The 14,746-nt window shown below is 51.3% G+C and carries 16 protein-coding genes, 1 tRNA gene and 2 pseudogenes; 9 read left to right on the forward strand and 10 right to left on the reverse strand.

The features are described 5' to 3' along the window. Nucleotides 1–102: 102 nt before the first annotated feature. A complete protein-coding gene (locus tag ACO0LM_RS26100) occupies nt 103–546 on the forward strand; it encodes a tyrosine-type recombinase/integrase (protein ID WP_423041445.1) in 444 nt (147 codons plus the stop codon). A 115-nt stretch (nt 547–661) separates the two neighbouring features. Then, entirely contained in the window at nt 662–1,372 is a 711-nt protein-coding gene (locus tag ACO0LM_RS26105) for a hypothetical protein (RefSeq protein WP_423041447.1), read from the forward strand. A gap of 114 nt (nt 1,373–1,486) precedes the next feature. On the opposite strand, the gene ACO0LM_RS26110 is transcribed toward ACO0LM_RS26105, so the two are convergent. Beyond that, nucleotides 1,487–1,562, reverse strand: a tRNA-Phe gene (locus ACO0LM_RS26110). Nucleotides 1,563–1,717: 155 nt separating this feature from the next. Here ACO0LM_RS26110 and ACO0LM_RS26115 point away from each other — a divergent pair. From ACO0LM_RS26115 to ACO0LM_RS26135, 5 genes are all read left to right on the forward strand, one after another. Continuing rightward, a complete protein-coding gene (locus ACO0LM_RS26115) occupies nt 1,718–2,938 on the forward strand; it encodes an FAD-dependent monooxygenase (RefSeq protein ID WP_423041449.1) in 1,221 nt (406 codons plus the stop codon). Between the two features lie 93 nt (nt 2,939–3,031). Continuing rightward, entirely contained in the window at nt 3,032–3,784 is a 753-nt protein-coding gene (locus ACO0LM_RS26120) for a DsbC family protein (RefSeq protein WP_423041451.1), read from the forward strand. 31 nt (nt 3,785–3,815) lie between these two features. Beyond that, nucleotides 3,816–4,409: a nucleotidyltransferase family protein gene (locus tag ACO0LM_RS26125; protein WP_423041453.1), complete on the forward strand. Its 594-nt coding sequence runs from the start codon at nt 3,816–3,818 to the stop codon at nt 4,407–4,409. Nucleotides 4,410–4,669: 260 nt separating this feature from the next. Continuing rightward, nucleotides 4,670–5,125, forward strand: a complete 456-nt coding sequence (locus ACO0LM_RS26130) for a DUF3429 domain-containing protein (RefSeq protein ID WP_423041455.1) — start codon at nt 4,670–4,672, stop codon at nt 5,123–5,125. A gap of 66 nt (nt 5,126–5,191) precedes the next feature. Then, complete coding sequence (locus tag ACO0LM_RS26135) at nt 5,192–7,060, forward strand: M61 family metallopeptidase (RefSeq protein WP_423041457.1); 1,869 nt, start codon at nt 5,192–5,194, stop codon at nt 7,058–7,060. Nucleotides 7,061–7,121: 61 nt separating this feature from the next. On the opposite strand, the pseudogene ACO0LM_RS26140 reads toward ACO0LM_RS26135, so the two are convergent. After that, nucleotides 7,122–7,379, reverse strand: a pseudogene (locus ACO0LM_RS26140) (aldo/keto reductase); the annotation flags it as partial. A 210-nt stretch (nt 7,380–7,589) separates the two neighbouring features. Here ACO0LM_RS26140 and ACO0LM_RS26145 point away from each other — a divergent pair. Then, a complete protein-coding gene (locus tag ACO0LM_RS26145; RefSeq protein WP_423041459.1) occupies nt 7,590–8,216 on the forward strand; it encodes a hypothetical protein in 627 nt (208 codons plus the stop codon). Nucleotides 8,217–8,326: 110 nt separating this feature from the next. Here ACO0LM_RS26145 and trpC read toward each other — a convergent pair whose 3' ends face one another. From trpC to rpe, 6 genes are all read right to left on the reverse strand, one after another. Continuing rightward, nucleotides 8,327–9,127, reverse strand: a complete 801-nt coding sequence (trpC, locus tag ACO0LM_RS26150) for an indole-3-glycerol phosphate synthase TrpC (RefSeq protein WP_423041461.1) — start codon at nt 9,125–9,127, stop codon at nt 8,327–8,329. A gap of 4 nt (nt 9,128–9,131) precedes the next feature. Then, nucleotides 9,132–10,163: an anthranilate phosphoribosyltransferase gene (trpD, locus tag ACO0LM_RS26155; protein ID WP_423041463.1), complete on the reverse strand. Its 1,032-nt coding sequence runs from the start codon at nt 10,161–10,163 to the stop codon at nt 9,132–9,134. Continuing rightward, on the reverse strand, nt 10,160–10,732 hold the full coding sequence (locus ACO0LM_RS26160) for an anthranilate synthase component II (protein ID WP_423041465.1): 573 nt from the start codon (nt 10,730–10,732) through the stop codon (nt 10,160–10,162). The genes trpD and ACO0LM_RS26160 overlap by 4 nt, the downstream gene beginning before the upstream one ends. Continuing rightward, nucleotides 10,733–12,229, reverse strand: a complete 1,497-nt coding sequence (gene trpE, locus ACO0LM_RS26165) for an anthranilate synthase component I (RefSeq protein ID WP_423041467.1) — start codon at nt 12,227–12,229, stop codon at nt 10,733–10,735. A gap of 269 nt (nt 12,230–12,498) precedes the next feature. Continuing rightward, nucleotides 12,499–13,182 (reverse strand): phosphoglycolate phosphatase, encoded by a 684-nt coding sequence (locus ACO0LM_RS26170; RefSeq protein ID WP_423041469.1) that lies wholly within the window; start codon nt 13,180–13,182, stop codon nt 12,499–12,501. A gap of 72 nt (nt 13,183–13,254) precedes the next feature. Next, nucleotides 13,255–13,920 (reverse strand): ribulose-phosphate 3-epimerase, encoded by a 666-nt coding sequence (rpe, locus tag ACO0LM_RS26175; RefSeq protein WP_423041471.1) that lies wholly within the window; start codon nt 13,918–13,920, stop codon nt 13,255–13,257. 103 nt (nt 13,921–14,023) lie between these two features. Here rpe and apaG point away from each other — a divergent pair, with 103 nt between their 5' ends. Continuing rightward, on the forward strand, nt 14,024–14,398 hold the full coding sequence (apaG, locus tag ACO0LM_RS26180; RefSeq protein WP_422990301.1) for a Co2+/Mg2+ efflux protein ApaG: 375 nt from the start codon (nt 14,024–14,026) through the stop codon (nt 14,396–14,398). Nucleotides 14,399–14,414: 16 nt separating this feature from the next. On the opposite strand, the gene ACO0LM_RS26185 is transcribed toward apaG, so the two are convergent. After that, the gene (locus ACO0LM_RS26185; protein ID WP_423041473.1) at nt 14,415–14,567 is read right to left on the reverse strand and encodes a hypothetical protein; all 153 of its coding nucleotides are present in this window, start codon (nt 14,565–14,567) and stop codon (nt 14,415–14,417) included. Between the two features lie 80 nt (nt 14,568–14,647). Continuing rightward, nucleotides 14,648–14,746, reverse strand: a pseudogene (locus ACO0LM_RS26190) (IS5/IS1182 family transposase); the annotation flags it as partial.

Here is a 14,746-nt window from a genome sequence, read left to right on the forward strand (position 1 = left end):
ATAGGCATTAAAGGCTTCAAGGAACGGGCGCGTGACAGGGATGTTGCTGACGACGAATATGCGGCGGTCTGGGTGGCGGCGCACCCGACAGTGCAAGATGCAATGGATTTAGCTTTGTGCACCGGCCAGCGACCGGCAGACGTGCTGAAAATCACAGTGGCTGATATTGCCGATGGCAAGCTATCCATCAAGAAAAATAAGACCGGTAAAAAATTGAGGATTGCCATTGAAGGTGAACTTGCCGATGTAATCTCCCGAATCTTGGCGAAGCCACGTGACAAGGTCAATAATGCATTCCTGCAAGACCCAGATGGGCAGCGCCTGACATATTTTGCGATGTGTTCACGGTTTGATAAAGCTAGGGAGGTATCGGGTGTGAATTTCCAGTTTCGCGATTTGCGAGCAAAAGCGGCTACCGATACTGAAGACTTGGCGCATGCTCAAAGCTTGCTTGGTCACAAAAATAGAACAACTACAGAAATTTATACACGAGAACGGAAGGGGGATTTGGTCAAGCCTTTGAGTCGTGTTCGGCCATTAAAATGACGTGACTCCATATTTTCGACAACGAAAATGATTTTTTATTCCATGTGATGTAAGTCAGTGTGCACCATATTTCGACTTATAATCCTTATTAATTGAATATTGAAGGGGGTGGAGTATGGTTTTTCCAGATACCTTTTTTTTAGATTTACTCAAGGCGTTGATCGGCTCTTTTGCCGGTGCTGCTGCCGCATTCTATATTAATTGGCATATGCGTCAGAGTCAGAGAGAAGATGACCAGGTAGCAGCAGGAAATCTCGCGATCATGGTCTTGGGAAGGATGATAAATGCTTTCTTGATCTACAAACAAGGGGTGCTGGAAGATAAGAAGCATGTTATGGAAAAGATGCCAAACCTTCCATTGTGGATGCAGATGCGTCCAATCCTGCATGAGTTTGATGAGTCTCTTGCAATAGATATGCAGTCTTTAACTTTTTTGGTCCGGCCTCACTCTGTGGACGCGATGAACCATATACTCATTGCACAGGGAAAATATAGAAATTTGGTGTATCTGCAAAAGCAGCATTTTAAAGATGCACAGGAACTGCAAAGGATTCTTTCCGAGCTGCAAGGCGACAATCAAAATGGATCAATCAATTTAGATATAGCAGAAAAGAAAGTTCCTGCCTATTTATCGGCACGCATTGAATCTACTACTGCGGCATTACATCAGGCACTCATTGAGGATGAAGCGGAAATGATCGGCGCACTTCAAGCATTGGAAAAAACACTTGCTTCCACTTTGGTGAAAAATCAGATAGTGAGAATTACTCTTCCGAAGCACTTAATTTCAGCAGAATCGAAAGATCAGAACAGGAAAGATTCTTGATCGAATAAACCATGATATGGAAGAATTGTAGAACTCGATCATTTTTTGTAGAACTAAGGACCAATGCAAAAAGGGCTTACATCGCTGTAAGCCCTTCTTTTTATACATATTCCTTGGTGGCCCGGGGCGGAATCGAACCACCGACACAAGGATTTTCAATCCTCTGCTCTACCGACTGAGCTACCAGGCCAAGACCAAGAATTATAGAGATGAAATGGGTGGATTGCAAGCTTTTTCTGATAAAAGCTTTGCTTCTCTCTATGACAGGGCTTTGATTTGGCACATCTGGCAGGTAGGTAGGCTTACCGTATAATGGGGTGATTATCGGGTTTTGGTGGTGGGCTTATGTCAACTCAGATTTACGACACAGATATTTGCATCGTCGGTAGCGGTGCGGTGGGTAAGGCGGCGGCACTGGGGTTTGCGCAGGCGGGCTTGCGGGTTAGTTTGTTGAGTGCGGGTGGTGCGCCGACGTTGGTGGCACCGGCGGCGCCTGTAGTGCCGGTGTCTGCAGACTGGGATGTGCGTGTGTATGCGCTGAACCACGTCGCCCATGATTTGCTGTCTTCATTAAAAGTGTGGGATGCGCTGGATTTGTCGCGTGTTGCGCCTGTGACTGCCATGCAGGTGCATGGCGGTGCTGAGGTGGACGCAGGCAAGCTGGGTTTTGATGCGTATGGCGCACATGCGAATGAGTTGGCATGGATAGTTGAAGACAAGAATTTGAACCAGGCGCTGGATACGGCTTTGCGCTTTGCCCAAAACCTGACGCAGGTACAGGGGCGTGCAAAACAATTGGTGCAGGAAGCAGATAGCGCGCATATCGTGCTGGAAGATGGCAGTATCTTGCGCGCAGCCTTGGTGGTCGGGGCGGATGGTGCGCAGTCCTGGGTGCGTGGGGCTTGCGACATCGGGCTGGATTACCGCTCCTATAATCAGCAGGGTGTGGTGACCAATTTTGAATGTGAAAAGCCGCATCATGGCGTCGCGCGCCAATGGTTTGTGCAAGAGCAGGGCATTATCGCCTTGCTGCCACTGCCAGGCAATCGTGTTTCGCTGGTGTGGTCGGCCCCCGATGCGCTGGCGCAGACTTTGATGAGCGAGCCATTGTCAGCCTTGATTGAACGCCTGATGCCGTATTGCGCCGAGGCGCTTGGCGCTTTGCGCCCGGTTTTGCCAGAGGCGATACGGGCCTTTCCTCTGAAGCTGATACGACCACACAGTGCGATTGCACAGCGTGTGGCATTGATCGGTGATGCCGCCCATGTGGTGCACCCGCTGGCAGGTCACGGTATGAACCTGGGTTTTGCAGATGTGCGCGATTTGCTGAAAACCATCAAAGAACGCGAAACCCATCGCGATTGCGGTGATGCCCGCTTGCTGGAACGTTATCAGCGTGCACGCAAGGAAGAAGTGCTATTGATGCAATTGACGACAGATGGCCTGGCGCGCCTGTTCGAGTCTGATCTGACGCCATTGCGTCTGATACGTGACTTTGGATTGAACTTGCTGGACAAATTACCGGTCATAAAAGGCAAGCTGATTGCCCACGCCATGGGCAAATGAATGCCTGAATGCAGGTGTGTGCAAGCTCGCATACAATAGCGACTATTGAGAATGGCCTTCGTTGGCAGACCATGAATTGAAAGATAGATAGTGATGAATATATTAAAACAAGCGCTGTTGATGTTGGCATTTGGTGTTGCCGGGCTGGCCAATGCTGCAACAGAAACCGCAGTGGAAGCCAGTGTGCGCAAACTGGTAGAGCCGCGCCTGGGTGAAGGTGTGAAGGTGGATTCTGTCGTCAAGACACCGTATGCCGGCATGTATGAAGTGCGTATCGGGTCCGAGATTATCTATACCGATGAAAAAGCCCAGTACCTGTTTATTGGCAATGTGCTGGATTCCAAGAGTGGCACCAACTACACCAAGCAGCGCACGGATGATTTGAGCAAGATAAAGTTTTCTGATCTGCCGCTGGAATCCGCCCTGAAAATGGTCAAGGGCGATGGCAAGCGCGTGATAGCGGTGTTTGAAGACCCTAATTGCGGCTATTGCAAACAGTTCCGCAAGACCCTGACGAACATGGATAACGTGACGGTGTATACCTTCATGTATAACATTTTGGCGGATGATTCCAAGGTCAAGTCAAAAAATATCTGGTGTTCCGCTGACCGCAACAAGGCTTGGGATGAATGGATGTTACATGGCAAAGCCGCGCCAGAAGCAGCGGCCAACTGCAATACGCCACATGAAAAGATTTATGCTCTGGGCCAAAAATTGCGTGTGACGGGTACCCCGTCGGTATTCTTTGTGGACGGCACCCGTGTACCTGGCGCGATGGATGTCAAAGTCCTGGAAGCCCGCATGGCAGCCGCTTCTACTGCTATGGCAGCGCCTAAGCCAAATTGATTGACGCTGCTTAGCACACATTCTTCCACGCATGTCATCGCCCGCTCACTGGACAGGAATCTTGCTGGCCGCAGGGCGTGGGCGGCGTTTTGATGCCAGCGGTGTCGAAAACAAATTATTGCAAACGCTGGACAATGGCCAGACCGTGGCCAGCCAAAGCGCGCTGAACCTATTGGCTGCCATGCCACAGGTCGTAGCTGTGCTGCGTCCTGGCAGTGACATCCTGGCCGGTCAACTACAGGCCCTGGGTGTGCAATGCGTGTTTTGTGATGATGCCGATGCTGGCATGGCACATTCACTGCAAGCGGCCTTACGTGCCAGTGCCAGCAGTGCCGGTTGGCTGATTGCCCTGGCGGATATGCCTTTTGTGCAGCCGGATACCATACAAAAACTATGGCAGGCTTTGCAAAACGGCAAAGACATGGTGGCCCCGGTACATGCTGGCCGCAGAGGCAACCCGGTCGGTTTCTCCAGAAAATACCTGCCGCAACTATTGGCCCTGCAGGGTGATACTGGCGCCCGCCAGTTGTTGCAAACACCTGATCTGCATCAGATTGAGGTGGCCGATGCCGGTATTCACCACGATATTGACTTGCCTCAGGATTTGCTTACTCCGCGCCTGTAGTCCTTTGTGCTGCACTGGTCTGGTTTTAATCTGGTGCACTGGTGGTTATGGCCGCATCCACATATTGATGCAAATAAAATATCTCAATACGCATGGATATGACAAAATGCGCATCGTTTTGCCACAATGTTTTACCTTTGCGCCAGGATTTGCCGGAGTGAAATCCTTACCTGATATATCTATACGGCCTATTTAGCCCTAGAATAGCGTTTTTCTTCGACTTGATTTAATGCGGGGCAGTCGTACGGCAGCCCAACTCTATGAATAATCTCAATCAGAAACTGGTGATACGTCTGGGTTTTTTAGGTCTGGTGCCTTTTGTCTTGCTGACTTTGGCATGCTGGATTGTGCATCCCGACTGGTTGGGTTACTTCATCAAGGCGCAGTTATATTACGGCATTGTGATTTTGTCTTTCCTCGGTGGCTTGCACTGGGGCGTGACCATCATGGCCGGCGGCAGTGATCATGAAGAAACCAAAAAAGCATTGATCTGGGGTGTGATTCCTACCCTGATTGCCTGGTGTTCAATGATAAACATGCTGTTTGGCTTTGTGGTGCAGGTGGCAGGTTTTATCGCTGCTTATGTCATCGACAAGCGTCTGTACCAGAGTTATGGCGTGCCGCAATGGTTTATTGACCTGCGTTTGCAACTGACCCGTGTGGTCGTTGGCGCACAGATATTTACCTTTATTGCGGCGAATGTGCGTAGCTACTAAGTTGGCAAATAAGCCCTCAAATAAGTCAGCAAACCAATTAATAAAGATTCGGAAAGATCGTTCAGAATGAAAAAAACGATAACTACAAAGAAGCAAGGGACAATCACCACCGCATCGGCGCATGGTTTGCTGTATTCCATCGTGCCCAAAGACCTTGCGGGGCATCTGTACCAGGTTACGCTGGACATTGCTGCGCCAGACGTGGCCGGGCAAGTGCTCAGCCTGCCGGTATGGATACCGGGCAGCTATATGGTGCGTGAATTTTCTCGCAACATCGTACAGATCAAGGCCAGTTCTGACGGAAAAAAAATCACGCTGAAAAAACTGAATAAAAATACCTGGCAGGCTGCCCCCTGCAAGGCAGCATTGCGCATCACTTATGAAGTGTATGCCTGGGATCTGTCGGTACGTGCGGCGCACCTGGATCAAAGCCATGGCTTCTTCAACGGCACCAGTGTCTTTTTGTGTGTGCATGGACAGGAAATGAGCCCGCACGTGGTGGATATTCAGCGCGCTGATCTGGATGCCTGCAAGACCTGGCGCGTGGCTACCTCTTTGCCTGAGCTGAAAGCAAAACGCTATGGCTTTGGTACTTATGTGGCTGCCAATTATGATGCGCTGATTGATCATCCGGTTGAGATGGGTGATTTTTCCATGGCTACGTTTGAAGCACATGGCGTGCCGCATGATTTTGTGGTGACCGGCAAAGTACCGAATATGGATATGGACCGCATCATTGCCGATGTGAAAAAAATCTGCGAGACCCAGATTGCCCTGTTTGAACCGCGTACCAAAAAAGCCCCGATGGACCGCTATGTGTTCATGACCATGGTTGTCGGTGAAGGCTATGGTGGCCTGGAACATCGTGCATCAACCGCACTGATTTGCAACCGCAGCGATTTGCCGCTCAAGCATCAGACAGAAATGACAGATGGTTACCGCGGTTTCCTGGGCCTGTGCAGCCACGAATATTTCCATACCTGGAACGTGAAGCGCATCAAACCTGCTGCTTTTGCCCATTATGATTTGCAGCAGGAAAATTACACCAGCCTGTTGTGGCTGTTTGAAGGTTTCACCAGCTATTACGATGATTTGATGCTGGTGCGTGCCGGTGTGATTGATGAGGCAGCGTATCTGAAGCTGATCACCAAAACCATCAACATGGTGACACGTGGCAGCGGTCGTCTGAAACAAAGCGTGGCGGAATCGAGCTTTGATGCCTGGACCAAGTATTATCGTCAGGATGAAAATTCCCCGAACGCCATCGTCAGTTATTACACCAAAGGTTCACTGGTGGGCCTGGGGCTGGATTTGACGATACGTGCAGAAAGCGCCGGCAAGAAATCGCTGGATGATGTCATGCGCGTGTTGTGGCAAAAATTTGGTCGTGATTTTTATGAGCGCGTGCTGACCGGCAAGCAACAAGGGCTGGCTGAAAATGAATTTGAAGGACTGGTCGAAGCCACCACCGGTGTGAATGTACGCCGTTTCCTGGACAAGCATGTACGCGGTACGGAAGATGTACCGCTGGCTGCCATGTATGCTGACTTTGCTGTGCTGGCCAATGATGGCAAGGCAAACAAGAAAGCCAGCCTGGGTGTACGCGTGGTGCGTGACGGTAATGACTGCAAGATCGCCAATGCCTACGAGGGTCGTGCGGCCCATCTGGCCGGTTTGTCAGCCAATGATGTATTGATGGCGATTAATGGGCTGAGAGTGACTGCAGCGGATGCGGTGGACAGCCTGGCAACTGCATTGGGCCGTTATCGCATCGGAGAAACGGTGCAGATTCATGCCTTCCGTCGTGATGAACTGTTGACCGTACAAGCCAAATTGCAGGCAGATGATGTACCGGCGCTGTCGCTGTCGATACAGGCACCTGCCAAAGGCGGCAGTTTTGTCAGGCCTAGTTTTCAAAAAACCGGTAAACGATAAGCGCTGAATTGCTCCTAATGCAAACCGCAATGCAGAATGTCTGCATTGCGGTTTTTTTATTTCATGATGACGTATTGCCAGCGGTTGCCGCTATGCTGTCAAGTGCCGTCATGGCGTCAGCCGGCAAGTTGATTTCTGCAGTCGCCAGGTTTTCCCGCAGATGCGCGATGGATGAGGTGCCAGGAATCAGAAGGATGTTTGGCGCGCGCCGCAGCAACCAGGCGAGCGCTACCTGCATGGGCGTGGCACCGAGGCGGACAGCCACGTCCGACAGGATGGTTGACTACAGCGGGTTGAACCCACCCAGCGGGAAAAAAGGCTTTCATCGATTTCGTCAAGGCATCGGCTGATTCTACTTTTCCTCGCACGGTGACCAAGCCCACCTGATCGGCCCTGGCCGTTATAGTGCTGCGAGTTCCATTGTGGAAAACATCCGGGCGCGTCACTGTTTTATGGCAAAAACCGGAAAGCTGAACTTTCTGGCGTATGATTTGGTCATAGACCATCATCACTTCCGCTCATCGCCCGCATGACCGCATCGCACTTTTACCTGTCGAAACCGGGTTGGCAAAAGCCTGCTTATTTGACAGGCATCATGCTCTTGCATGTGCTGTTGCTGCTGCTTGTACGCCAGGCCTTGCAAAGAAATGCGGGGCAACAAGAAATCTACAAGTATCTGGAGGTCAGTTTTGTGGCAGCTATACCCAGGGCCCAGGTTCAGGTGCCTCAAGCCCCTACGTCTGCGGCCTTGCCAAAGCCCACCGCGCAACTGTCTCGTCAATTGCGCGACAACAGAACCCGGGCATCTGCAGTTGCACCAGCTATGAGCAATCAGGTCAGCGAACATGAGGCGTCAAGCGCGACAGCATCATCATTACATGATGGCATCGCATTGGACCTGAATGGTTTACGAAAAGCCGCATTGGCAGAGGACAAAAAATACAGACGGACCGAGGCCAACCGTATGCCAATACCAGCAACTGCGGAATTAAAATTTGAAGAGAAATTTGGCAGGGATGTGCAGGACGCCAGACGGAAGGATTGCCTGAATGCCTACTCAAACGGAGCGCGAGTAGGCAATGTCGCGCTGGCCGGTTTGCTGGTCGCCGGAGTGATTGTGGCAGATACGGTGACAGGTAAGGGTTGCAAGTGGTGAGTGTGTATTGTCTATTGTCAACGCAGGTATAGAAAGTTTGTTCAGTAAATCACAGGTGTTTTGATTAACCGAGTCCCTTCCTCTGAAGGGGGAACTCGGTAGCCAGCAAATCAGCCAAACACCTTAGCCAGTTCCGCCCCCGGGTTCTCTGCCCGCATGAAAGCTTCGCCGACCAGAAAGCCATGCACGTTCGCTTCGCGCATACGGGTGACATCAGTTGCAGACATGATGCCGGATTCGGTAATCACCAGTTTGTCTGGTGTGATATGTGGCAGCAAGCCTATTGTCGTATCCAGCGATACTTCAAACGTGCGCAGGTTGCGGTTGTTGATGCCCAGCATGGCTGTGTTGAGTTTCAAGGCTGCTTCCAGTTCTTCACCATTGTGCACTTCCACCAGCACACCCATGCCCAGTTCATGCGCGCAGGCTTCCAGTTCTGCCATCAAGCCATGGTCGAGTGCGGCGACGATCAGCAGTATGCAATCTGCGCCCCAATGCCTGGCTTGATAAACCTGGTAAGGATCGATCATAAAATCCTTGCGCAGTGCTGGCAAGGTGCAGGCAGCACGTGCCTGTTGCAGGTATTCTGGCGCACCCTGGAAAAATTGCACATCAGTCAGCACTGACAAACACGCAGCCCCATGTTCAGCATAACTTTGCGCAATGTCTGCCGGCCGAAAATCGGCACGCAACACGCCTTTTGAAGGGGAGGCTTTTTTTACTTCAGCAATCACTGCTGCCTTGCCTGCGCTAATCTTGCCGCGCAAGCTGGCTTCAAAATCACGCAGGTCTGCCCGCGCTTCTTTGTTCGATTCGACTTCAGCACGCAGGCTGGCAAAGGATTGGTATTTCCTGGCAGCCGTCACTTCATCGGCTTTGACGGCCAGGATTTTATTCAAAATATCGGACATGAGCTTACTTCCCTAATTGCTGGGTGATTTCAATAAACTGTTCCAGCTTGGCCTTGGCTGCGCCGGATGCAATCGCAGCTTGGGCCAGTTTGACACCTTCTGCAATCGAGGTAGCGATGCCTGCACCGTATAAGGCCGCACCCGCATTCAGGGCGACGATGTCGTTAGCCGCACCAGCTACATTGTTCATCACGTCGAGTATCTTCGCCTTTGATTCATCCGCACCCGATACACGCAGATTACGATTGGACACCATCTGTAAGCCAAAGTCTTCGGGGTGGATATCGTATTCACGAATTTCACCATTCACCAGTTCACCCACCATGGTCGGTGCACCGAGCGAGACTTCATCCATATTGTCACGCCCCCAGACCACCAGCGCATGTTGCGCCCCCAGACGTTGCAAGACGCGTATTTGTATACCCACCAGATCAGGGTGGAACACACCCATCAGAATATTCGGCGCGCCAGCCGGGTTGGTCAGTGGCCCCAGGATATTGAAGATGGTACGCACTCCCAGTTCACGACGTACCGGTGCTGCATGCTTCATCGCCGCATGATGATTGGGCGCAAACATGAAACCTATGCCGGTTTGTGCTATTGACTGGGCAATCTGTTCCGGCTTGAGATTGATATTCACACCCAGTGACTCTAATACGTCAGCACTGCCTGAGGATGAAGATACACTGCGGCCACCATGCTTGGCGACGCGCGCACCGGCAGCTGCAGTGACAAACATCGATGCCGTAGAAATATTAAAGGTATGCGCGCCATCACCACCCGTACCGACGATGTCGATCATGTTGGTGGTATTCGCCAGCGGTACCTTGGTCGAAAATTCACGCATGACCTGGGCTGCAGCGGTGATTTCACCTACGCTTTCTTTCTTCACGCGCAAGCCCATGGTCAGTGCGGTAATCATGACTGGCGACATTTCGCCACCCATCAGTTTGCGGAACAGGAACAGCATTTCATCGTGGAAAATTTCACGGTGTTCAATCAGGCGTGTCAGTGCTTCTTGTTGAGAGATGGTCATGATGCTGTTCCAGTCAAAAAGTTTTTCAGCAGGGCGTGGCCATGCTCGGACAAGATGGATTCGGGGTGGAATTGCACGCCTTCCAGATTAAAGGTTTTATGGCGCACCCCCATGATTTCACCATCATCTGTCCATGCCGTCACTTCCAGGCAATCCGGCAGGCTGGCACGTTCTATCGCCAGGGAGTGATAACGGGTAATCGTGTAAGGGCTTGGCAAATTCCTGAAGACACCAACGCCAGTGTGGGCAATGACAGAAGTCTTGCCATGCATGACTTGTTTGGCGCGGATGACCTTGCCGCCAAATGCCGCACCTATGGCCTGATGCCCGAGACAGACGCCCAGAATAGGTGTTTTTCCGGCAAAGCGCTCTATCACAGCGATTGAAATACCTGCTTCTGCCGGTGTACAAGGCCCGGGGGAAATGCAGATATGATCAGGCTTCAAGGCCTCGATTTCCGCAATCGTAATTTCATCATTACGATAAGTACGCACATCTTCACCCAGCTCGGCAAAATACTGCACCAGGTTGTAGGTGAAGGAATCGTAGTTGTCTATCATCAGTAACATTTAAATCTCCCCATCCAGGCCATCTTGCACTTGTTCTGCTGCACGCAATACTGCACGTGCCTTGTTTTCGGTTTCTTGCCATTCCATTTCCGGCACTGAATCAGCCACCACGCCAGCGGCCGCTTGCACATACAGCATGCCATCCTTCAATACGCCAGTGCGTATGGCAATTGCCAGATCCATTTCACCACCGAAGGACAAGTAGCCGCAGGCGCCGCCATAGATACCGCGTTTGACCGGTTCCAGCTCGTCGATCAGTTCCATTGCCCTGACTTTTGGTGCACCAGACAGGGTGCCTGCAGGGAAAGTGGCTTTCAATACATCCAGATTGGACAAGTCGGCTAGCAAGACACCTTCTACATTCGAGACGATGTGTTGTACATGCGAGTATTTTTCGATCACCATCTGGTCAGTGACTTTGACTGTGCCAGTCTGGGCGATGCGGCCGATGTCATTGCGTGCCAGGTCGATCAGCATCACGTGTTCGGCGATTTCTTTCGGGTCGGCCAGCAATTCTTTCGCCAGTACGGCATCACGTTCTGGTGTAGAACCACGTGGGCGGGTGCCCGCCAGTGGACGTATGGTGACTTTCTTGCTGCCATCGTTCAGGCTTTCATTGCGCACCAAAATTTCTGGTGACGCACCGATGATTTGCATATCGCCAAAATTATAAAAATACATATAGGGCGAAGGATTCAGAGAACGCAGGGCACGGTACAGTGAAAGCGGTGAATCCACATACGGCTTCTTGATGCGTTGACCAACCTGCACCTGCATCAGGTCGCCGGCCATGATGTATTCCTTGGCTTTTTCGACCGCCTTCAGATAATCTTCCTTGGCAAAGTCGCGTATTGATTCTGTGCGCACCGATGCGGATGTCACGGGGGCATCAACACTACGGCGCAGCATGGCGCGTAATTCTTTGAGGCGCTGGCGGGCTTTGGACCAGGCTTCCGGCTGGGTAGGGTCGGCATATACGATGAGGTAAAGCTTGCCGGATACATTGTCGATGACAGCCAGTTCTTCGGTGACCAGTAACTGGATTTCCGGCAAGCCCAGATCATCTTTCGGCGCCTTGCCAGCCAGGCGTTTTTCTACATGACGTACTGCATCGTAACCAAAATAACCGGCCAGGCCACCGCAAAAACGCGGCAGGCCGGGGCGCAGGGCAACCTTGAAACGGGACTGGAATTCGGCAATGAAATCCAGCGGATTCATGTCGCGGCTTTCTATGACCTGGCCATTTTTCAAGACTTCGACTTTTTCACCAAAGCTGCGCACCAGGGTGTTGGCGGGCAAGCCTATGAAAGAATAGCGGCCAAAGCGCTCGCCGCCCATGACGGATTCCAGCAAGAAGGTGTTCTTGCCGGCGTTTTGGGTTTGTGCGAGTTTTAAATACAGCGTGAGCGGGGTTTCCAGATCGGCGAAGGCTTCCGCAATCATGGGGATACGGTTGTAGCCTTGCGCGGCCAACGATTTGAATTCGAGTTCGGTCATGGTTTTCTTTCAACCGTCTGCCTGTTCTTGAAACTGATGCACGCGTCTACGACAGCAACGCACGCAAATTCGCTCAAGACCAGAGTAAGGACGGATAAGACAGATTGATATAACAAGCAAGAAGATGTGCTTAGGATGTGCACAGCCACTCGCGGCATTCGTGGTTTAACAGAATTGCCAGCGTCGCCATAGCCAGGCCTCAAAAGTGCCTGGAGTGATCATGGAACGTTTTTTATCGGGAAACATTCGTTATGTGAATGGTTTGAAAGTCAATGAGAGTTTTTCGCTGACAGCAGTTGTGCTGCTACCAACAGGGTTTCGACTATACCATCACTTTGAATATTTTGTACAGCTTCGCCGTGGTTGTATCCATACGGCACCGTCAAGACCGGGCAAGCTGCCGCACGGGCAGCAATGGCATCATTGCTGGAATCCCCTATGGCCAGCACTTGTGCCGGTGGCAAGCCCAAGGTCTTGCAGGCTTCTTGCATGGGTAAGGGATCAGGTTTCTTTTTTGCAAAGCTGTCACCGCCATAGACATGCTCGAAATAATGAAGTATTTCTTTCTTTTGCATCAATGGCAAGGCAAACGCCAGTGGTTTATTGGTGACGCAGACCAGGCGTATGCCCAGATCGCGCATGGCTTGCAAGCCTTCCTGCACCTGTGGGTAAAGTTGGCTGTGGTCACCATTGATGGCCAGATAGTGGCGTTGATATGCTGCCAATGCATCGTTAAAGCGTGATGCTACGCCATCGGCATCAAAATCTATGGACAACACTTTCTGGATGAGATTCTCAGAACCCTTGCCTACCAAGGTCTTGATAACATCCAGCGTCAGCGGTGCCAGGGCAAAATCGCTACGCATGCGGTTGATGGCGACCAAAAAGTCTGGTGCGGTATCGATCATGGTGCCGTCGAGGTCGATGATGGCGGCTTTGATTTGGCTGAACATGGTAGGGCGGTAGTCTGAAGAAGGCTTTTCGCCTGGTATGACGAAAAGCCTGAAGATGAAATAGCGATGGGATTAAACCTTGGCCAATTCGTTACGCATGGCATCAATAATGGCTTTGTAATCGGGTTTGCCAAAAATGGCAGAGCCGGCAACGAAGGTATCAGCACCGGCGCGGGCGATTTCTGCAATGTTTTCGATTTTGACGCCGCCGTCCACTTCCAGCATGATGTTGCGGCCCGATTCATCAATGATCTTGCGAGCTTGTGCGATCTTCTTCAGCGTATGCGGGATAAAGGTCTGGCCACCGAAGCCGGGGTTGATCGACATGATGAGAACGAGGTCAATTTTGTCGATGACGTTTTCCAGTACATTCAGTGGCGTGGCCGGGTTAAATACCAGGCCAGCCTTGCAGCCATGATCACGGATGGTTTGCAGGCTGCGATCTATGTGCTCCGACGCTTCCGGGTGGAAGCTAATGATATTCGCGCCAGCCCTGGCAAAGTCAGGGATGATGCGGTCCACCGGTTTTACCATCAGATGTACATCAATCGGCACTTGCACGTGCGGGCGGATAGCTTCGCAAACCATGGGGCCTATGGTCAGGTTGGGCACATAATGATTGTCCATGACATCAAAATGGATCATGTCAGCGCCAGCGGCGACGACATTGCGGACTTCTTCTCCCAAGCGGGCGAAATCGGCAGACAATATACTGGGAGCAATGCGGAAAGTGGTCATGATGGAATCGCGCTTGAAAAAGATGTGCTATTTTACCTTGTGAGGGCAAGCGGCTGTTGCCCCGGTCTGGCACAATGACCACAATTCATCATGAAAGAAAAATATGGCAGCGTATGAAATGAGCGTATCTGTGGTCACGCAATATCTGAAAGACCAGTCTGACCCTGAGCAAAACAACTTTGTTTTCGCCTATACCATCACCATCAAGAATACCGGCACCGTGGCGGCGCAGGTGATTTCCCGTCACTGGATCATTACGGACAGCAAAAACCATGTAGAAGAGGTCAAGGGCCTGGGAGTTGTCGGCCATCAACCTTTTCTGGCCCCGGGGCAGAGCTTTGAATACACCAGCGGCAGTTCGCTGAAAACCCCGCAGGGCAGCATGAAGGGTATTTACTTCTGTGTGGCAGAAGATGCGCATCGCTTTGAAGCCGCTATCCCGGAATTTGTTTTATCCTTGCCGCGTACCCTGCATTAATCCAGCTTGCGTTCACTTATTGCGGATTGCCGCTATCCGTGGCTTCTTCGGCTGGCTTTCTATCTTCCTTGGGTGGTGTTTCTGGCGCACGGCCTTGAAACATCGTCCACCAGACAATGAAAATCAATATAAACATCGCAACGCCTGCTTCCAGCGCTAATAGCCACATCGCATTCACCTCGTTAAATAAATTAGGCGCATTGTACCTGCTTCACAGCAAGCCTTAGAACCTGTTCGAGATCTTTTTGATCACCCCCGCCGCAATAGCAAAGCGAGGAATGCCAAATTGACGAATTGCAAGCTGGTATTCAATTGTCGCTCACAGTTTTTCCAAAGGCGATGGCATTT

Origin of the sequence: Undibacterium sp. Di26W, from assembly GCF_049340265.1 — a bacterium.
Taxonomy (GTDB): Bacteria; Pseudomonadota; Gammaproteobacteria; order Burkholderiales; family Burkholderiaceae_D; genus Undibacterium.